The following is an 18786-nucleotide window of genomic DNA, read 5'->3' on the forward strand; positions in this document are numbered from 1 at the left end:
CGATCAACCTGCGCCCGCACCCCTACGAATTCGCGCTCTACTACGACTGCTGAGCCGCCCCCGGCTCAGCCCGCAACAGCGTTCCGTGCTGCCGCTCTCGGACCTGCGATGCCGCCACGAGCTGCCTGTATCTCGGCTGATGTCGCTCCGTCGCACATCCGGTGGTCGATACGCTCGGAGGACACCCGGCGGGAATGGGAGGGGGCCATCCGATGCCGCACGCAGCCAGGCTCTCCCGTGTGGCAGGGGCGTTCGCGGCAGCGCTGTTGATCGCCGCACCCGCCGTCGTCGTGAGCACCGCACCACCGTCCTACGCGGACTGTGGGGACCCCGGGGAGCCTGCCTGCACCGGTCCCGTACCCACCGTCGATGAGGTGGTGGCCATCCTGGACAAGCTGACCGACCCGGACATTCCCGCCGTTGACAAGGGCGACATCGTCACCCCCGGATTCACCCCCGAGGAAGCCGGGGAGATCGACGATCACCTGAACCGGATGCTTGTCTCCAGTGGCGGGTGCAGCCCGATGCTGCCGGCGCGTTTCATCGTCACCGACATCGAGGCCGCGCCCAACAACTTTGCGGGAGCCACCGTGTCCATCCCCCATGGAGTTCGCAGCACACCCCGTGGGCCGATTGTGCTGGTCGATCAGGGCGGGCACTGGCTGATCACCCACGACACCGCGATGACCGCACTGGACGCGATCTGGTACAACGCGACCCGCTACATCATGCACGGCAAGAGGATAGTGGTTTGCTGACCATGTCGGAGAGGACGAGCCTGACCATCGCAGTCGCGAGCGTGCTCCTCGCTGTGTCACCACTCGGTGTGGCCGTCCCGGGTAGCGGCGCGCCAGGCCCAGCGGTCTCGATCAGCTACCTCAGTGACGATCCCGAACCCGAGCCGGCCCCGACGCCGGGCGAGAATGTTCCCCTACCGGCGGAGCGCCGCCCACCCTGCCGTGATGTCCGGGACGAGAATCCGCGTCCGCCGTGCCGCTGGTGGTGGTAAGGCCAGGTGTCCGCCAGTCATCAGGCCGGTTGGCGGGAGGACAGCCGCTGCACCACCCACTGGTTCACCGACACGCCCTGCTCGGCCGCTTCGATGGTGAGTCGCCGATGCAGTTCCGGAGTGGTGCGGATGAACACCTTGCCGTTGTAACGCCGCTCGCTCAGCGGCTCGGGAACGGCCTCGCCGTTGGCGGTCATGTCTTCGACGACTCCGCCGACCCGCTTTTCGACCCCGGCGATAGCCTCGTGTGCCGACGGCTCAAGCCAGGACAGCGACGGGAACTCCGCGCACAGGCCGACGTACGCACCGTCCTCGGCGGACCACTCAGCTCGGTAGGTGTAGTGCCCCGTCATCGTTCTCCCTCCTCGATTCCGTTGAGCTTGTCTATCGCCGAGAGGGTCTGGCGCACCTGGTACGTCAGTCACGTTAATCGTCGATTCCCGGGAGGGGCCGCTCCGCGACTAAGCTGCTGACCGGTTGGGCCACTCCGCCGTAAGCCTCGAGGAGCCGATGTACCCCAGCGACGATCACCTGCGCGGCCCGATGCCGCCGCAGCATCAGCCGTTCCACCCGCCGGCGCGGCCGGCCCGGCCGGTCCCCACCCGGGGCTGGCGACGCACGGTGCTGACGATGACGCTCGGGCTGGTCAACCTCGGTCCGTCCGCGGCGGAACGCGAGGAGGCCGGGTACGAGGCGACGATCCGGGCCGTGCTGCACGGCAGCTACAAGGTCGGGGTGCTCGGCAAGGGCGGGGTCGGCAAGACGACGGTCGCGGCCAGCGTCGGATCGGTGTTCGCCGCGCTGCGCCGGACCGACCATGTGGTGGCGGTCGATGCCGACACCGCGTTCGGCCGGCTCGGCAGCCGGATCGATCCGCATGCGACCAGCTCCTACTGGGACCTCGCCGCCGATCAGCAGATCCAGTCGTTCGGCGACATCACCAGCCGGATCGGCGCCAACGCTGTCGGGCTGTACGTGCTGGTCGGTGAACCGGCGGCCGGCCGGGGCCGGACGCTCGACGCGGCGCTGTACCGGGAGGCGGCGCTGCGGCTGGACCGGCACTTCGCGATCTCGATCATCGACTGCGGCTCCACGATGGACTCACCGGTGACGCAGGAGGCACTGCGCGACCTCGACGCGCTGATCGTGGTCTCCTCCCCGTGGGCCGACGGGGCCGGGGCGGCCGCCAAGACGCTGGAGTGGCTGGCCGGTCACGGTCACAACAGCCTGCTGCAGCGCACCGTGGTGGTGCTCAACGACTCCGACGGTCACGCCGACCGCCGGACCCGCGCCGCGCTGGCAGAGCAGTTCGTGGCGCACGGGCAGGCGGTGGTCGAGGTGCCGTTCGACGCGCATCTCCGCCCGGGCGGGGTCATCGACGTGGGCAGCGAGATGGACGTGACGACCCGACGCCGGATCCTGCAGATCGCCGCGACCGTCGCCCATTACTTCGCTGCCCGTCCGCCGGGCCGCACCGCCGGACGGTACTAGTCACCGAACCCAGTGCCGCTCAACCGATTTCACCAGGGCGGTCAGTGTGGTGTTGACCGGCACCGGAACCCCGACCCGGGCGGCGTACCGCACGACGGCGCCGTTGATGACGTCGATCTCACTGACCCGGTGCGCCTCGTGGTCCAGCAGCGCCGACGGTTTGGCGGCCGGCATCTGCGCGGCGAAGGCCCGCACGTGTGCGACGGGGTCGGCGACGGTGATCGCGATCCCGGACTCGCGCGCCACCGTCCAGACCTCGACAGCCGCCGCCCGGCTGACCGGGCCCAGGTCGGGATCTTCGAGCACCTGCCCGACGGTCAGGCCGGTCAGCGCGCACGGCGCACTGTAGGCGGCGTTGCAGATCAGTTTCTCCCACTGCATGGCGGCGATGTCATCGACGGCGGCAGCGTCGAACCCGGCGGCGCCGAACACCGCGGCCATCTCCTCGACCGCCGACCGCGGCAGCGTCGCATACGCGCCGAACCGCATCGCCCGCATCGCGTTGTAGTGCGCATGGCCGGGTTCCGGCCGGGCGGCGCCGAATCCGCTGGCGATGCCGACGGCCAACCGCTCCGCGCCGACGACGCCGGCCACCGCCTCCGCCGACCCCAGCCCGTTCTGGATGGTCAGCACCGCGGTGTGCTCACCCAGCAGCGGCACGGCCTGCCGGGCGCCGGCCGCCGCATCGGCCGCCTTCATCGCCAGCAGCACCAGATCCATCGGTTCGGCGGGGGCGACGGTCACCGCCCGCAGCCGCACCACCCGGTCCTCGCCGGGGCCGGTGATCCGCAGCCCGTCGGCGGCGATCCGCGCGACGTGTTCGGCGCCGCGGTCCACGGCCAGCACCTCGTTGCCGGCGGCGGCGAGCCGACCGGCGTAGAGCGAACCCATTGCCCCGCAGCCGATCACCGCGATCTTCACGCTCTTCACGAGCTCATCCCAGCAGTTCGGCGATCGACTCGGCAAGCCCGGCCTTGCGTTCCAGGCCGAAGCCGGGCGTCTCACCGGGGGAGATCATGCCGTCGGCGAGCACGCAGTCCGCGCTGTAGCCGCCGAACGGGGCGAACACCCCCGGATAGGATTCGCAGCCACCGAGACCCAGGGCGGCGACGATGTGCAGGTTGATCAGGTGCCCGCCGTGCGGCATCGCGCAGCGCCGGTCGAACCCGTGGTCCTCCAGCACCGCGAGCATCCGCACGTACTCGGTCAGCCCGTAACTCAGGCCCGCATCCATCTGGAAGACGTCGCGGCCGAGCCGCATCCCGCCGTAGCGGACGAGGTTGGTCGCATCGGCCGCCGAGAACAGGTTCTCGCCGGTGGCCACCGCCCCGTCGTAGCCGGCCGTCACCGCCGCGTTCAACTCGAAATCCAGTGGGTCGCCGGGCTCCTCGTACCAGCGCAGACCGTACGGGGCCAGCGCCTGCGCCCAGCCGACCGCGGTGGCCGTGTCAAACCGGCCGTTGGCGTCCACCGCGACCCGCGACCCGTCACCGACGACGTCGATCACCGCCGCCACCCGGGCCAGATCGTCGGCCATCGACGCGCCGCCGATCTTCATCTTGACGGCGTCGTAGCCGGCGTCGAGGTAGCCGTGCATCTCGGCGCGCAACCGCTCGACGCCGCCGTCGGACGGGTAGTAATAGCCGCCGGCGGCATACACCGGAACACGGGTCGCCGGCGTGCGCCCGAAGTGCCGGGCGATGGTCGCATAGGCGGGTTCACCGGCGAGTTTGGCGTTCAGATCCCAGCAGGCCAGTTCCAGTGCGGCGACCGCGCCGGCCCGGTCCCCGTGCCCGCCCGGTTTCTCGTCGGTCATCGCGCACGCCGCCACCTTCGCCGGGTCGATGAGGCCGGCGTCGTCGAGCAGCGTGTCCGGGCGGGCGGCCAGCACCCGCGGGATCAGCCGGTCCCGCAGGATGCCGCTCTGGGCGAAGCGCCCGATCGAGTTGAACGCCACCCCCGCCACGGGTGCTCCACCGCCGGCCGGTTCGGCGATGACCGCGACCAGTGACACGGTGTGCCGGGAGAAGTCAACCACCGCGTTGGCGACGGCGCCCTGCAGGCGGATCGGCCGCTCGAGGATCCGGACGATCCGGGTCACGTCAGATACCGGACGATGCTCTCCGCCACGCACGCCGGCTTCGCGCCGCCGTCGATCTCCACCGTGGTGGAGAACGTCACCTGATGCGCCCCGCCGCCGACGTCGGAGACGTCGACGACGGACGACTCGGCCCGGATCCGGGAGCCGACCGGCACCGGTGCGGGGAACCGGACTTTGTTGAGCCCGTAGTTGATCGCCAGTTTGATCCCGTCGACGCGGTAGATCTGGTGCATCAGCCGCGGCAGTAGTGCCAGCGTCAGATACCCGTGTGCGATCGTCGTCCCGAACGGTCCGGTGGCGGCGCGCTCCGGGTCGACGTGGATCCACTGGTGGTCGCCGGTCGCGTCGGCGAACAGGTTGACCTCCTGCTGGGTGATCGTCACCCAGTCACTGCGGCCGACGACCTCGCCGGTGCAGGCGGCGATCTCGGCGATGGAACCGAACGTGCGCATATGTCCTATCCTTCCGGTGTCATTCCCGTTGCTACAGAGTGTGATTCGATGAGTCGGTCTATCTCGGCGACCGTCATGCCGAGCCGGTCGCGCAGCACCTCGACGGTGTGCCCGCCCAGGGCCGGCGCCGCGGTGGCGGGCGGATGGACGCCGTCAAGCGCGGCCGGCAGCCCGGCGGCCGGGTACTCCCCCACGCCGTCCTGGTGCACGGTGGCGAACATCGGGTTCGCCCGCACCCGCGGGCTGTCGGCCGCCTCGGCGAAACTGCGATAGCGGTCCCACAGCAGCGCCGTGCCCGCGAGCGCCGCTTCGATCTCCGCGGCACTATGCCGGGCGAACCATCCGGTGAACAGTCCGGTCAGCACGTCGCGGTGGCGGTAGCGCTGCCCCTCGTCGGTGAAGTCGACGTCGAGGGCACGACCCAGTGCGGCAACGGCTTCGGTCATCCCGGTGAGCTGCGCCAGGTCGCGGAAGTGCCGGTCGGTCAGCGTCACCACCATGAACCAGGCGCCGTCCGCGCTGGGGAAGCTCTGCCCGTACTGGCCGTAGACGGCGTTGCCGATCCGCGGCCGGTCGGTTCCGTTGACGATCGCCTCGGTGAGGAAACCCAGCGTGCTGGCGGTGCCGAGGGCGACGTCCTCCAGCGCCAGGCTGATCCGGCAGCCGTCCCCGGTCCGCTCCCGCCGGTGCACGGCTGCGGTGACCGCGAGCGCGGCGTGCAGGCCGCACGCGACATCCCACGCCGGCAGCACGTGGTTGACCGGCGCACCGTGGCCGGACGGTCCGGTCACCAGCGGGAATCCGCTGGCCGCGTTCACCGTGTAGTCCACCCCGGTCGAGCCGTCGGAGCGGCCGAGCACCTCCAGGTGGATGAGGTCGGGCCGCTGCTCCGACAGGGTGTCATACGAATGCCACTGCCGTCCCGCCATATTCGTCAGCAGTACACCCGCGTCGGCGATCAGCCGCTGCACGACGTGCTGCCCCTCGGGTGCGCGCAGGTCGGCGACCACCGAGCGTTTGCCCTTGTTCAGCCCGGTCCAGTAGATGCTGCCGCCGGCCTCGGCGAGCGGCCAGCGGCGATAGTCGGCGGCACCGCCGATCGGGTCGATGCGCACCACGTCGGCGCCGAGTTGCGCCAGTGTCATCCCGGCGAGTGGCACCGCGACGAAGCTGGCCATCTCGATGACGCGCAGCCCGGCCAGCGGCGGTCTCGGTTCGGTCACAGCCTCGACTATCGCACAGGTCCCTTGGCGTGAGTCCGTGCCGAATCGCAACCGTTAGCGAACCGCGATCTGAAATCCCGTGGCGGCGAACGAGTCCGGCGAACGCATCGTGTTTGACTTCCGATGCAGGGCCGAGGCGGGCCCGTTCGGTAGGACCGAAGGCGAGATGGGAAGAGCTATGAAGAGCGTTCAGAAGTTGCGTGACGCGGCGAGGCGGTTACCGCACCGGCTCATGGTCGCAGCGGTGGGGGCCGCGCTACTGGCGGGTCTGGTCGGCGTCGTCGGCGGCTCCGGCAACGCGTCCGCATTCTCCCGGGAGGGGCTGCCGGTCGAGTACCTGCAGGTGCCGTCGCCGTCGATGGGCCGTGAGATCAAGGTGCAGTTCCAGCCCGGCGGCACGCACGCCGTCTATCTGCTGGACGGCCTGCGGGCGCAGGACGACTTCAACGGCTGGGACATCAACACGCCCGCGTTCGAGGAGTACTACCAGTCCGGCCTGTCGGTGATCATGCCGGTCGGCGGGCAGTCCAGCTTCTACTCCGACTGGTACCAGCCGGCGTGCGGCAAAGCCGGCTGCCAGACGTACAAGTGGGAGACCTTCCTGACCCGGGAGCTGCCGTCCTGGCTGCAGGCCAACAAGAGCGTCTCACCGTTCGGCAACGCCGTCGTCGGCCTGTCGATGGCAGGCAGCTCCTCGCTGACGATGGCAGCCTACTACCCGCAGCAGTTCCCCTACGCCGCAGCACTTTCCGGCTTCCTCAACCCGTCCGAGGGCTGGTGGCCGACGTTGATCGGGATGGCGATGAGCGATGCCGGCGGTTACAACGCCGCCAACATGTGGGGTCCGTCGTCCGATCCGGCGTGGAAGCGCAACGACCCGATGGTGCAGATCCCGCGGCTGGTGGCCAACCGCACCCGGATCTGGATCTACTGCGGGAACGGCACACCCAGCGAGCTCGGCGGCGACAACCTGCCGGCGAAGTTCCTGGAGGGCATGACGCTGAGCACCAACAAGACGTTCCAGCAGAACTACACCGCGGCCGGCGGCAACAACGGGGTGTTCAACTTCCCGCCCGGCGGCACGCATGACTGGCCGTACTGGAACCAGCAGCTGGTGGCGATGAAGCCGGACATCCAGCGCGTCCTGGGTGTGGGCGTCGACCCCACCTGATCTCCCTCCCTGCGACCGTGCAGGGTTCACCGGCCCCACCTGGGGAGACACCGGAGAACTCTGCACGGTCGCGGCGTATCCGGGGTGCGCCGGGGTGCTACTCCCACACCCCGCGGCGGTCGACGTAGCGGTGGGTGTACCAGGTGGCCAGGATGCAGACCGCGGTCGCGATCACCAGCATCCAGGTGCCGCCGGCGACCAGGCTGACCACGCCGCCGACGAGCAGCCCGACGACATACCCGGCGAACAGCAGGAAGTGACCCAGCCAGTCGAACACGCTGCCGCCGCTGAGGTGACGTTCGATGCCCTGTCCCAGCTTCACGACCGTCCCGGTCACGTAACTCAGCGGGATGGAGACCTCACCGTCGCGGACGAAGGTGGTGTTCAGCGCGCCCACCCCGTAGGCCACCAGCGTGATCGGCAGCAGCGGCAGCGGCAGTGTCGGCCCGCCCTCGATCGCCCAGTCGACGACGGTCGCGCTGAACAGTGCCGCCGAGGTGAGCAGCAGCGCGCCGTGCGGCTGCGCGGGCCAGACGTGACGGCGGCACAGCGACGCGCTGATCACCCCGGCCAGGAACGCCCCGAGCAGGGCGGCGGCCGAGAGCGACAGCCACTGGTCGTCGCGGAACACCCCGAGCACCGCACGGCCGGCGTTGCCGGTCATGAACGTGACGAAGTACCCGGCCGACCGAGTGAACGCGGTGGCCGCCAGCACGCCCGCCAGGGCGGCCAGCACCCACGACAGCTTCGTCTCGCTGGTGAAGTACCGCCGGATCACCGATTAGGGGGCGGCTGCCTCAGCCGACCGGGCCGGGCGCCAGGGTCACGGTGGCGCTGCGATCCGGGCCGCCGGCCGGCCCGCGCCAGGTCAGGGTGACGGTGTCACCCGGGTGACGCTGATCGAGGACGTTGGTCAGATCGGTCGCCGAGTTCACCGGTGTGCCGTTCACCGAGGTGATGATGTCGTCCTTGGCGATGCCGGTCGCAGCGGCCGGCGTGTCGGCGAGCACCTGCACCACCCGCGCGCCGCCGTTGCTGTCGGTGACCCCGACGCCCATGAACGCGGTCTCTCCGATGTGCACGGTCGGCGACGGGATGCCGGCCCGGATCTGGTTGGCGATGGCCATCGCCTGGTTGATCGGGATCGCGTAACCCTCACCGCCGGGCTGGTTGAACTTGTAGTTGTCCGACGCCGCGGTGTTCATCCCGATCACCTGACCGGCCGCGTTGACCATCGGGCCGCCGGAGTCGCCGGGGCGGATCGCGGTGTCCGCCTTGATCATTCCGTTCAGGACCTCAGTGCTGCCGGTGAGCTCGTCGGCCGCGGACACGGTCTGGTTCAGTCCGGTGACACGACCGGGCACCGCACTGGGCGTGCCGCCCTGGCCGCCGGCGTTGCCCATCGAGATCACCGGGTCACCGACCGCCACCGACGACGAGTTGCCGATGTTGGCCGCGGCCAGCCCGTTGGCGCCGCGCAGTTGCAGCACCGCGACGTCGTGGTTGCGGTCGAAGCCGATCACGTCGACGTCGTAGGTCTGGCCGTTGCCGACGGAGACCGCGTGGATCCCGGTCGCCCCGGCGATGACGTGGTTGTTGGTCAGCACCACGCCGTTCGGGTCCAGCACGATCCCGGTTCCGGCGCCCACCGCGCTCTGGTACCCCATCTGGGTATCGATGTTGACCACGGCCGGCCCGACCTGGCCGACCATCGCCGACGGGTCGAGCGGCGCTGGGGGCAGAGTCGGCGCGGCCTGCGCGGGCACCGCCCCGACCAGCGCCAATCCGGCCACAGCCGTCACACTGAGCAACCACCACCGGCTCATTCCGGCTACCTCCTGCAGTCGGTCACGATCACGCGCTCCGGTACGGATTCCCCCCGCATACCGCCGAGCATCGACGGCGAGCCGCGTGTCACATAAACACCGCCAGCGTACCTGAACCGCTGGTACCGGTGACGGGCGTTACGCCGCACCGCAGTTTCAGCCCTGCGTTACCGATCCGTCGCCGGTCGCACCGGCCACCGACGGCGGCGTGGCGCGCTCCAGGAACCGCAGCAGCTCCACCGGGAACGGCAGCACCACGGTCGAGTTCTTCTCCGCCGCCACCTCCACCACGGTCTGCAGCAGCCGCAGTTCCAGCGCCGCCGAATGGTCCGACATCACCTCGGCGGCCTGGGCCAGCTTGTGCGACGCCTGCAGTTCACCGTCGGCGGTGATCACCCGGGCCCGGCGTTCGCGTTCCGCCTCGGCTTGCCGCGACATCGACCGTTTCATCGACTCCGGCAGCAGCACGTCCTTGATCTCCACCCGGTCGATGTGGATGCCCCAGTCCAGCGCCGGGCTGTCGATCATCACCTCCAGCCCCTGGTTGAGACCCTCCCGGTTGGACAGCAGGTCGTCGAGGTCGCTCTTGCCGATGATCGACCGCAGCGAGGTCTGCGCAACCTGCCCGATCGCCGACATGTAGTCCTCGACGTCGACGGCGGCGCGCACCGGATCGACCACCCGGAAGTAGATGACCGCGTCCACCGCCACCGTCACGTTGTCGCGGGTGATGCCGTCCTGGCCGGGCACCGGCATCGTGATGATCTGCATGTTCACCTTGTCCAGGTGGTCGGCGAACGGAATCAGCCACGTCAGCCCGGGTTGCCGCACGTCATCGAGGACCCGCCCGAAGCGGTACACCACCCCGCGTTCGTACTGTTTGACGACGCGGAAGTTGGTCAGCAGCGTCAGCAGGCCGAGCCCGACCAGCGTCGCCACGACGCCCAGTGCGTATCCCATGATGACCTCGATTCCCATCGTCGGCCCCCGCTACAACCCCGATCCAACCCATTGTCCGCGCCGGTGGCCGATAATGATTTGCTGAACAACGACGTACCGACCCGGACGTCACAGGGAACTGCGGGGACCCACGCTCGCTGACGGATCCACGCGCCATCGGAAACGACCAATGGAGGAACCTTGTCGACAATCACCGGTCTGCCCGCGCACATCCTGCTGCTGCACTTCGTCGTCGTGCTGGTCCCGCTCACCGCGATCCTGCTGATCATCTGCGCGCTCTGGCCGACGGCCCGGCAACGGTTGATCTGGCTGGTGGTCGTGCTGGCCGGCGTCACGCTGATCGTCACGCCGCTGACGGTCAAGGCCGGTGAGTGGTTCGGCACCTGGCAGTCCGACCACGGCTATGAGACACCGGAACTCGACGCGCACATGGACGCCGGCGAGCACGGCATCTGGATGGCGCTGGCGGTGGCCGTGGCGGCCGCACTGCTGGCCGCTTTCCACGTGCGGGGCCGCAACCTCGCCGCACCGATCCAGTGGGCGCTGGTCGCGGTGGTGATCGCGCTGTCCGGCTTCAGCATGTTCGAGATCCACACCATCGGTGAGTCCGGTGCGCGCGCCGCCTGGGGCACCGCGCTGAGCACCGACGCGAGTCAGTAGCCGGCCGCGAACACATCGTCTGCCCAGTTTGAGTTGGCACAATGAATGCCATGCACATGGTGGGGCGGAGAATTCTGGCGGTGGTCGGCACGATGACGGTGCTGGTGGCCACCTCCATCAGCGCGTCGATCGGCACCGGTCAGGCGGCGACGACGCAGGCCGGTTCGCAGTTCGCGGTCCGGTCCATCGAGCCGGCTGCCGGTTCGAAGGTGGGGGTGGCCTACCCGGTGATCGTGACGTTCGCCACACCGGTCGGGGATCGGGCCGCGGCGGAACGGGGCATCCGGATCACCGCACCCGGCCACACCGTCGGTCATTTCGAGTGGACGGGTGACGACACCGTGCAGTGGGTGCCGGACAACTACTGGACGCCCAACAGCCGGATCGACGTCACCGTGCACGGCATGTCGACCGGCTTCGAGACCGGGGACAAGGTGCTTGGCCTGGCCGACATCTCCGATCACACGTTCACGGTCAGCGTCAACGGCGAGATCCTGCGGGTGATGGCGGCGTCGATGGGCAAACCCAAGCGCCCCACCCCGATCGGCTCGTTCACCGCGCTGTCGAAGGAACGCACGATCAAGTTCGACTCCCGCACCATCGGCATCCCGCTCAACGACCCGGAGGGCTACCTGCTCAACGGCGAGTACGCGGTGCGGGTGACCTGGAGCGGGGTCTACGTGCATTCGGCGCCGTGGTCGGTGAACTCGCAGGGCTACTCCAACGTCAGCCACGGCTGCATCAACCTCAGCCCGGACGACGCCGCCTGGTACTTCGACACCGTCCACCTCGGTGACCCGATCGTGGTGCAGGCCTAGGGCTTTGAGGGCTTTGGGGACTTTGCGCGCCCCGGCGAGCCTGTTCCCTAGACATGCACCGCGGGTCGACCGGTCACGATGCGGCGAGCACGGCGATCGGCATCAACGACAGATACCGGTCGGTGCGCTGCTGCGGGGTCGGCAGCGTCGGCCCGCCGAACCGGCGCAACCGGGCAACCAGTCGCCGTCCCGCCGCCCACACCGCAGCACCGGGCATCGGGGAAACACGCTGTGCGAGAACCAAGGTCATGATCTTCTCCTGCCATGAGGCGAACCCGCCGGCAGGCCTGCCGAATCGCCGGACCGCGAAGGTCAGGCAGCGATGCAGTGGCCGGGGCCGGTCAGGTACGAAACCGATGTCGAATACGGATGCGGACTGTCGCACGGACTCATCTCGCCCTCACCTCCTCTCGGCCGGGGCACCCTGCGGTGCCGACATGACACCGCCCATGCTGGCATGGGTATCCGGAACCGTCAAACGTGGTCGGCGAAATGCGGTGGTTTATCAGTGAATTCATCGGATCCAGCCCGTAACCGTGTGACACCGCGCGGCGACATCGTCGCGACGGCCGGTCGCGGCGCCTGGATGGGCAACCGGGGCCGGCTGCATGAGGGCCGGGGCACCCGCGACGTCGTCCGCCGGTGGCAGTCCAAGGCCTGGATCACCTGCCGGCTGGAGTTCCGGGGCTGGCGGGCGGCGCAGTGGGAGCCCAACCACTACACACCGCTGTTCTTCCTCGACGAGGCGGTGGCGTTCGCCGCCGGGCACCGGCCGTGCGCGGAATGCCGCCGCGCCGACTACAACGCCTACCGGGCGGCCTGGGCCGAATCCCTGGGTGGCGCACCGCCTTACGCGAAGGAGATGGACACCCGGCTGCACGCTGAGCGCACCGGTGATCGGCCGCACCTGATGCCGTGGGCGACCCTGCCCGACGGGGTGTTCGTCGACACCGACCACGGCCCGGCGGTGCTCGCCGGCGATCACCTCGCGGTGTTCGACGAGCGGTCCTACGGCTACCGGCCGCGGTTGGCGCGACCGACGGCCGGGGACGCCCCGGTGTGGACGCCCCCGGCCAACGTGGCGGTGCTGCGGGCGGGTTACCCGGTGCAGACCGACCCGGCTGCCCGTTAGAGCAGCCCCAGCAGTTGCAGGTCGGTGGCGTACTTGACGATCACCGCCGGGCTGATGTGCGGAATGTCTTGCTCGGCACCGATTTTCGCATCCTGCACGGCCGTCCGGAAGCGGTCGGTCGGGGCGATCGATCCGCAGAACGGCGGCTGCGGCTTCTGGTAGTTGTGCAGCAGCGGCAGCAGCGACGCCTGCCGCCGCCGTTCCGGCAGTGCGCGCAGCGTCGTCTCGAACCGCTGCAGCCAGTCGGCGTAGTCGCCGACCCGCTGAATGCCGTAGCCGGCATCGACCAGCCAGTCGACGTAGGTGTCCATGGAGATGGCGTCGTCGTAGGGGTTCATCACGTGGTAGGTGGCGAATCCCCCGCCGGCCGCGGCGCCCAGGGTGGCCGACGCCTCGGCGATGAACTCCACCGGCAGGCCGTCGTAGTGGGCGCGCTGCCGGTTCCCCTCGGCGTCCAGCTCGTAGAACGACTTCGGTGCGACCCCGGTGGCGACCAGCGACAGCATCATCCGGGTGAACATGTCCGGCAGGTTGAGCTGGCCGGCGTAGGTCGTGTCAGCCAGGATCATGTCGCAGCGGAACACCGCGACCGGCAGCCCGCACAGGTCGTTGGCCTCCCGCAGCAGCACCTCGCCGCCCCACTTGCTGTTGCCGTAGCCGTTGGCGTAGCCGTCGTTGATCGCCCGGACGGCGCTCATCCGGCGCACGTCGGCGTCCTCGACGAACTCACCGAGCGGGATCTGGTCACCCACCCCGATGGTGGAGAAGTAGGTGAACGGCTTGACCTTGCCGGTCAGTGCCAGGCGCAGCAGTTCGGCGGTGCCGGCCACGTTCGGGCCGAACAGTTCGCTGTAGGGCAGCACGTGGTTGACCAGGGCGGCCGGGTCGACGATGACGTCGACGGTCTCGGCCAGCCGCTGCCAGGCCGCCTGGTCCAGGCCCAGGTTCACCTCACCCTTGTCACCGGCCAGCACCTGCAGGTGCTTGTCGGCCAGTTCGGTGTAGCGGTCCAGCAGTGTCGGGTCGCCGCTGTCGAAGGTGGCGTCCAGGCGGGCCCGCGCGTCGGCGTCGGTCTTGGCGCGGACCAGGCAGACCAGGGTGCCGCCGACCGGGGCGAGCCGCTCCAGCCACTCCAGGGCCAGGTAGCGGCCGAGGAAGCCGGTGGCGCCGGTGAGCAGCACGGTCCGCACCTCGGTGGTGGGGCCGGGCAGCGCCGGGGCGGCGGCCAGGGTCGCGGCGTCCAGGAACTTGTCCAGGGTGAGGTCGGCGGCGGCGATCTCGACCGCGTCCCGGCCGTGCACCGAGGCGAACGTCGGCCGGCGCGAGCCCGCCCGCTCGGCGTCGATGTACGCGGCGATCGACGCCAGATCACTTGCCGGACTGACGATCACACCCACCGGGACGTCGACGTCGAAGATCTCACGCAGCAGGTTGCCGAAGGTCAGCGCGGACAGCGAGTCGCCGCCGAGGTCGGTGAAGTGCGCGTCGGGCGCCGGCTCCCCGGCGGCCGCACCCAGCAGGGCGGCGGCGGCACGTGCGACGGTCTGCAGCACTGGAGCGGTGGCCCCGGAGCGGCGCAACCCGTCGAGCTCGTCGGCCTGACCCGCGGCCAGGTCGGCGTAGAGCTGCTCGAGCCGCTCCCCGTAGTGGGCCTTGAGCTTCGGCCAGGCCAGCTTGCGGATCCCGGTGAGCAGCCCGTTCTCCAGGCTGAACGGCTCGGTCTCGATCAGGAAGTCCCGGGGGATCTCGTAGGACTGCAGATCGGCGGCGCGGCCCTCCTGCTGCAGCGACTCGGCGATCGCGGCCTTGAGCTCGTCGGCGCCGTGCGCGGCCAGCGCGTCCGGGGTGGGCACGACGACCGCGAGCAGGTACGGGTGCGCGCTGTTGCCGTAGACGTAGATCTGGCGGATCAGCGGGCTGTTGCCGAAGACGGTCTCCAGCTTGGCGACCGTGACGAACTCGCCCTGCGCCAGCTTCAGCACGTTGTTGCGGCGGTCGACGTAGACCAGCTGGTCGGGGCCGATCTCGGCCATCACGTCGCCGGTGCGGTAGAAGCCGTCGTCGTCGAACACCTCGGCGGTGATCTCCGGGCGTTTGTAGTAGCCGGGGAACAGCGCCTCGGTCTTGAGCAGCAGTTCGCCACGCGGGTGCGGCTTGTCGGTGCTGTGGTAGCCCAGGTCGGGCACGTCCACCAGCTTGTAGGCGATGACCGGGGGCCGCTGGATCATGCCGTCGAACACCGCCATGCCGGCCTCGGTGGAGCCGTAGCCGTTGAGCACGTGCAGCCCGGTCAGCCGCTCCACCCACGCCTCCAGCTCGGCGGAGATCGGGGCCGAACCGGTCATCACGAAGTGGAACCGGTCACCGAGCAGGTCGCAGCGCAGCCGGGTGTAGATCTGCTCCTCGGCATCGACGCGATCCGTCCCGTCGGCCACCAGGCGGGAGACCTCGCTGGCGAACTCCTGGTGCAGCATCTCCCAGATCCGCGGCACGAAGTTCAGCTCGGTGGGCCGGACCAGTGACAGGTCCTCCAGCATCGTCGACAGGTCACTGCGGCCGGCGAAGTAGGCGGTGCCGCCGTTGGCCAGCGTGCCGTAGAGGATGCCGCGGCCCATGACGTGGCTCATCGGCATGAAGCTCAGGGTGATCGACGCCGCGCCCGGGCCGAACCAGTTCTTCTTGGCCCGCAACCACATCCGGGCGACGTTGCGCTGCGGGTACATCGCGCCCTTCGGGGCGCCGGTGCTGCCGGAGGTGTAGATCAGCAGGGCCAGGTCGTCGTCGGCCCGCTCGGCCAGCGCGGCCTGCGGCAGCTCCCGGCCACGGGCCAGCGTGTCGGCGAGGGTTTCGACCGCGACCCCGGCCAGCGCGGCGCGAGCCGCCTCGACGGCTTCGCGCTCGTCATCGACCTGCGGGTGGTAGTCGAACACCATCAGTCGGGCCGGCCGGTGTCCCTCGGCGATGAGCTCGACGGCGTCGGCGAGGTTCGCGACGCTGACCGCCAGCACGGTCGGTTCGGTCTCGGCGACGATCGGCCGCAGGGTGGCGGCGGCCGCGCTGGTCTGCAGCGGCACCGAGACGGCGTCGATCAGGTTCAGCGCAATGTCGACGACGGTGTAATCGATGCTGGTGAACCCGAGGATCGCGACCCGGTCGCCGGGCTGCACGCCGTCGGCGGTCAGCGCGGTCGCCAGAGCCCGGATCCGCTCCCACAGCTCGCCGTAGCTGACGGTGTGAAACTCCGGGAGCATGGTGGCGACGGTGCGGCCGGTGGCCGGGTCGGTGTCGAACCGCAGTGCGCGCGCACCCACCGCGGGGCGGTCGGCATACCCGGTCAGCACGGTCTCGATGAGCTGCGGCAGCCCGAGGTCGGGGTTTTCGGCGGCGGCGACGACGGCAGCGCTGGGCTGGGCGGCCGCGAACTGCGGGTCGGCGGCGACGAGCGCCTCGACCCGGCGGGTGAGTTCTTCTTCGGTAAGGGTGTCAGTCGACATGATCGGTGTACCTCGTTAATTGCGATTGCGGGAAGCGGTTTCAGGGGCGCTTCGCTGCGCCCAACAAAACTAAGATAGCAAAACTAACTTAATTTGGGCAGCCCCCCACCCTTCCGCGGCCGTGCACAGTTCACCGGCGTTTCCCCACGTCAGCCTGGTGAACTCTGCACTCTCGGCGGAACACGGGGCGGGTGTGAGATTCCCCTCATACCCCTCAGCGGCCCCGGATCAGCTGATCGACTCCTCCAGCCACGGCACCAGCCACCGCACGCCCTCCGGGGTGAGATGGATGCCGTCGCTGCGGACCTTGATCCCGTCGACCTTCGCGGTGTAGACACCGGCCGGCCCCAGCTTCTTGTTCAGGTCGATCACGCTCACGGCGTCCCGCCCGGCGACCGTCCGGCGCAGCAGGGCGTTCCAGCGGTCCACCCGGACCGGGTTGTCCTCCGGCCACAGGCTGCCGTCCGGCCGCTCACCGAACCGGCTGTAGGGCACGGTCGTCACCACCACCCGGCTCCCGGCGGCCTCCAGCACATCGAGCGCGCTGCCGAGCTCCGCGGCCAGGTAGGCGTCGAACGTCGGGTCGCCGATGTGCGTCCACTGGCCCTCGTTGACCCGGTCCACGGTCTCCCACCGGCCGACGAACAGCAGCACCACGTCCGGCCGGTCGGCCTTGATCTGTCGCGCCCACCGAGCCGGCCAGCCGTCGCAGTCCTTACCCTGGGCGATCGTCTTGCCGGCCCAGCGGTACGGTCCGGCCCGCACGATGCTGCAGCCGACGACGGTGTGGTCGACGAAGTCGTAGCCGGGGGTGGCGGGCAGGTAGTGCATGACGGTCCAGCCGATCGAGTCACCGAACACCGAGACCGTGCGGGGCCCGCCGTGCTCGCGGTGCGGCTGCACGGCCCGCGACCGGGTCGGCGGCGACGGCAGCACCGCGGCGGCCGCCGCCACGTCCGGGGACAGGCCGGTGACGGCCACCGGCCGCTCCGCGACCGGCACCACCAGCACCGTCACCGCCACCGCGGTGCCGCTCACCGCCGCCCCGAGCGGCAGCAACGGCACCCGCACCGGCTGCCAGCGCCGGATCGGCTGCTCGATCGCCCACCAGGACACCGCGGCCACCGCGACCGTCACCGCGCAGCGCGCAGCGAAGAGCCGCCAGCCCGCCCAGCCGGTCCGCTCCCCGTTGAGCACCAGGAACACCGGCCAGTGCCACAGGTAGATCCCGTAGGAGATCGTCCCCAGCCAGGCCAGCGGCACCCAGGACAGCCCCCGGGCGACCCATCCGGTCTGGTGCAGCGCGACCGGGGCGATCACCGCGATCGCGGCGACGGCGACGACGCTGAACAGACCGGCGTGGAACTCCGCCGCGGCGCCGGTGGCCCGGTGCACCGCCCCGGCGAGCACCGCCAGCCCGGCGATCGGCAGCAGCCGCACCGTCCAGCGGCCCCACCGGGTGCGGACCACCGACCAGCCGGCCATCAGCGCGGGCCAGTCCCCCACCAGCAGCGCCGCGGCTGCCGCCCCGACCAGCAGCGCCTGCGCCCGGGTGTCGGTGCCGAAGTAGACACGGTCGCGGGTGCCGTCGGTGGCCAGCAGCACGGCCGCCGCCGCCGACGCGACCGCGCCCGCGGTGGCCAGCAGGAAGACGGTGAGCCGGACCGCGCCGACGCTCGGCAGCCGATCGCGGCGCCGGGTGGCGGCGGCCAGCAGCAGTGTGACCGCGATCAGCAGCAGCGGCCAGACGAAGTAGTACTGCTCCTCCACGCCGAGCGACCAGGTGTGCTGCAGCGGCGACGGCGTGCCCGCCTCGGTGAAGTAGTCGGTGTGCTGCGCGATGAACCGCCAGTTGGCCACCCAGAAGAAGGCGGCGATCGCATCCTCGCGCAGGCCGCCGATCGCCTCGTACGGCAGCAGTTCGTGGGCGATCGCGACGGTCAGCACCATCAGCATCAGCGCCGGCAGCAGGCGGCGGCCGCGGCGGATCCAGAAGCCGGTGAGGTTGATCCGGCCGGTCCGGCCGAGTTCGTCGATCAGCAGCGACGTGATCAGGAATCCGCTCAGGACGAAGAACAGGTCCACGCCGAGGAATCCGCCGGCCGCGCCGGGGATGCCGCCGTGGTCGGCGAGCACCAGTGCGACCGCCACCGCCCGCAGGCCGTCGAGTGCGTGGATGCCCGGCCGGCGCTGCGCGCGCGGGGCGGAACGCCGACCGCCGCGCGGTGCCGGGGCGACCCAGCGGGGTTTGGCCGACGTGCGGACCGAGCTGACCCGATCCCGGGCCGGCCGACTGCCGTCATCCGGATCGCCGTGGGCGCCGATGGGTCGATCCTCTCGCTGGGGGGCCACCGAAAGCTTAGGGGTGATCGGCTCGCGCACGCCGATGACACGCTCGGCGCGGGCGGGTCAGTACGGCGGTCCAGCTTCGCCTCTCCTTCGTCGAGGC

The 18786-nt window shown here is 70.2% G+C and carries 17 protein-coding genes; 6 read left to right on the plus strand and 11 right to left on the minus strand.

Annotated features, from left to right (window positions below; genetic code table 11):
• The first annotated feature begins 239 nt into the window (after window positions 1-239).
• Window positions 240-758, plus strand: a complete 519-nt coding sequence (locus tag KIH27_RS20425) for an MTB12 C-terminal domain-containing protein (protein ID WP_214094803.1) — start codon at window positions 240-242, stop codon at window positions 756-758.
• A gap of 271 nt (window positions 759-1029) precedes the next feature.
• Here KIH27_RS20425 and KIH27_RS20430 read toward each other — a convergent pair whose 3' ends face one another.
• On the minus strand, window positions 1030-1362 hold the full coding sequence (locus tag KIH27_RS20430) for a type II toxin-antitoxin system HicB family antitoxin (protein WP_214094804.1): 333 nt from the start codon (window positions 1360-1362) through the stop codon (window positions 1030-1032).
• Window positions 1363-1519: 157 nt separating this feature from the next.
• Here KIH27_RS20430 and KIH27_RS20435 point away from each other — a divergent pair, with 157 nt between their 5' ends.
• Complete coding sequence (locus KIH27_RS20435) at window positions 1520-2500, plus strand: MinD/ParA family ATP-binding protein (protein WP_372451437.1); 981 nt, start codon at window positions 1520-1522, stop codon at window positions 2498-2500.
• Here the strand turns inward: KIH27_RS20435 and KIH27_RS20440 are convergent, their stop codons facing one another.
• Genes KIH27_RS20440 through KIH27_RS20455 form a run of 4 tightly spaced genes read right to left on the minus strand, consistent with a single transcriptional unit; the run spans window position 2501 to window position 6276 of the window.
• On the minus strand, window positions 2501-3421 hold the full coding sequence (locus KIH27_RS20440; RefSeq protein WP_214094817.1) for a ketopantoate reductase family protein: 921 nt from the start codon (window positions 3419-3421) through the stop codon (window positions 2501-2503).
• Between the two features lie 13 nt (window positions 3422-3434).
• Window positions 3435-4601, minus strand: coding sequence for an enolase C-terminal domain-like protein (locus tag KIH27_RS20445; RefSeq protein WP_214094805.1), 1167 nt, complete (start codon window positions 4599-4601; stop codon window positions 3435-3437).
• Entirely contained in the window at window positions 4598-5053 is a 456-nt protein-coding gene (locus tag KIH27_RS20450; protein ID WP_214094806.1) for a MaoC family dehydratase, read from the minus strand. Before KIH27_RS20450 ends, KIH27_RS20445 begins: the two co-directional genes overlap by 4 nt.
• A 5-nt stretch (window positions 5054-5058) precedes the next feature.
• Complete coding sequence (locus KIH27_RS20455) at window positions 5059-6276, minus strand: CoA transferase (protein WP_307856960.1); 1218 nt, start codon at window positions 6274-6276, stop codon at window positions 5059-5061.
• Between the two features lie 178 nt (window positions 6277-6454).
• Between KIH27_RS20455 and KIH27_RS20460 the strand changes: the two genes are divergently transcribed.
• Window positions 6455-7447, plus strand: a complete 993-nt coding sequence (locus KIH27_RS20460) for an esterase family protein (protein WP_214094807.1) — start codon at window positions 6455-6457, stop codon at window positions 7445-7447.
• Window positions 7448-7544: 97 nt separating this feature from the next.
• On the opposite strand, the gene KIH27_RS20465 is transcribed toward KIH27_RS20460, so the two are convergent.
• From KIH27_RS20465 to KIH27_RS20475, 3 genes are all read right to left on the minus strand, one after another.
• Entirely contained in the window at window positions 7545-8225 is a 681-nt protein-coding gene (locus KIH27_RS20465; protein ID WP_214094808.1) for a DUF1275 family protein, read from the minus strand.
• Between the two features lie 19 nt (window positions 8226-8244).
• Entirely contained in the window at window positions 8245-9273 is a 1029-nt protein-coding gene (locus KIH27_RS20470) for a S1C family serine protease (RefSeq protein ID WP_214094809.1), read from the minus strand.
• A 156-nt stretch (window positions 9274-9429) separates the two neighbouring features.
• A complete protein-coding gene (locus KIH27_RS20475; protein ID WP_214094810.1) occupies window positions 9430-10233 on the minus strand; it encodes a slipin family protein in 804 nt (267 codons plus the stop codon).
• A gap of 180 nt (window positions 10234-10413) precedes the next feature.
• On the opposite strand from KIH27_RS20475, the gene KIH27_RS20480 reads away from it, so the two are divergent.
• Window positions 10414-10893, plus strand: a complete 480-nt coding sequence (locus KIH27_RS20480; RefSeq protein ID WP_214094811.1) for a hypothetical protein — start codon at window positions 10414-10416, stop codon at window positions 10891-10893.
• A 50-nt stretch (window positions 10894-10943) separates the two neighbouring features.
• Complete coding sequence (locus KIH27_RS20485; protein WP_372451436.1) at window positions 10944-11711, plus strand: L,D-transpeptidase; 768 nt, start codon at window positions 10944-10946, stop codon at window positions 11709-11711.
• Between the two features lie 73 nt (window positions 11712-11784).
• Here the strand turns inward: KIH27_RS20485 and KIH27_RS20490 are convergent, their stop codons facing one another.
• Window positions 11785-11961, minus strand: a complete 177-nt coding sequence (locus KIH27_RS20490) for a hypothetical protein (protein ID WP_214094813.1) — start codon at window positions 11959-11961, stop codon at window positions 11785-11787.
• A gap of 288 nt (window positions 11962-12249) precedes the next feature.
• On the opposite strand from KIH27_RS20490, the gene KIH27_RS20495 reads away from it, so the two are divergent.
• Window positions 12250-12843, plus strand: coding sequence for a hypothetical protein (locus tag KIH27_RS20495; RefSeq protein WP_214094814.1), 594 nt, complete (start codon window positions 12250-12252; stop codon window positions 12841-12843).
• Here the strand turns inward: KIH27_RS20495 and car are convergent.
• Both car and KIH27_RS20505 read right to left on the minus strand, forming a co-directional pair.
• Window positions 12840-16337 carry a carboxylic acid reductase gene (gene car, locus KIH27_RS20500; RefSeq protein WP_214094815.1) on the minus strand — a complete coding sequence of 1166 codons (3498 nt, stop codon included), beginning with the start codon at window positions 16335-16337 and terminating at the stop codon, window positions 12840-12842. The genes KIH27_RS20495 and car overlap by 4 nt on opposite strands.
• Window positions 16338-16565: 228 nt before the next feature.
• Window positions 16566-18515 (minus strand): SGNH/GDSL hydrolase family protein, encoded by a 1950-nt coding sequence (locus KIH27_RS20505; RefSeq protein WP_307856961.1) that lies wholly within the window; start codon window positions 18513-18515, stop codon window positions 16566-16568.
• Window positions 18516-18786 lie beyond the last annotated feature (271 nt).

It is taken from the genome of Mycolicibacter acidiphilus (assembly GCF_018455725.1).
GTDB classification, from domain to species: domain Bacteria; phylum Actinomycetota; class Actinomycetes; order Mycobacteriales; family Mycobacteriaceae; genus Mycobacterium; species Mycobacterium acidiphilum.

Excerpts from the sequence above, each read along its gene's own strand:
- KIH27_RS20470 (WP_214094809.1), bottom strand. The coding sequence starts at position 9,273 with ATGAGCCGGTGGTGGTTGCTCAGTGTGACGGCTGTGGCCGGATTGGCG.
- car (WP_214094815.1), bottom strand. The coding sequence starts at position 16,337 with ATGTCGACTGACACCCTTACCGAAGAAGAACTCACCCGCCGGGTCGAG.
- KIH27_RS20460 (WP_214094807.1), top strand. The coding sequence starts at position 6,455 with ATGAAGAGCGTTCAGAAGTTGCGTGACGCGGCGAGGCGGTTACCGCAC.
- KIH27_RS20430 (WP_214094804.1), bottom strand. The coding sequence starts at position 1,362 with ATGACGGGGCACTACACCTACCGAGCTGAGTGGTCCGCCGAGGACGGT.
- KIH27_RS20490 (WP_214094813.1), bottom strand. The coding sequence starts at position 11,961 with ATGACCTTGGTTCTCGCACAGCGTGTTTCCCCGATGCCCGGTGCTGCG.
- KIH27_RS20485 (WP_372451436.1), top strand. The coding sequence starts at position 10,944 with ATGCACATGGTGGGGCGGAGAATTCTGGCGGTGGTCGGCACGATGACG.
- KIH27_RS20475 (WP_214094810.1), bottom strand. The coding sequence starts at position 10,233 with ATGGGATACGCACTGGGCGTCGTGGCGACGCTGGTCGGGCTCGGCCTG.
- KIH27_RS20435 (WP_372451437.1), top strand. The coding sequence starts at position 1,520 with ATGTACCCCAGCGACGATCACCTGCGCGGCCCGATGCCGCCGCAGCAT.
- KIH27_RS20450 (WP_214094806.1), bottom strand. The coding sequence starts at position 5,053 with ATGCGCACGTTCGGTTCCATCGCCGAGATCGCCGCCTGCACCGGCGAG.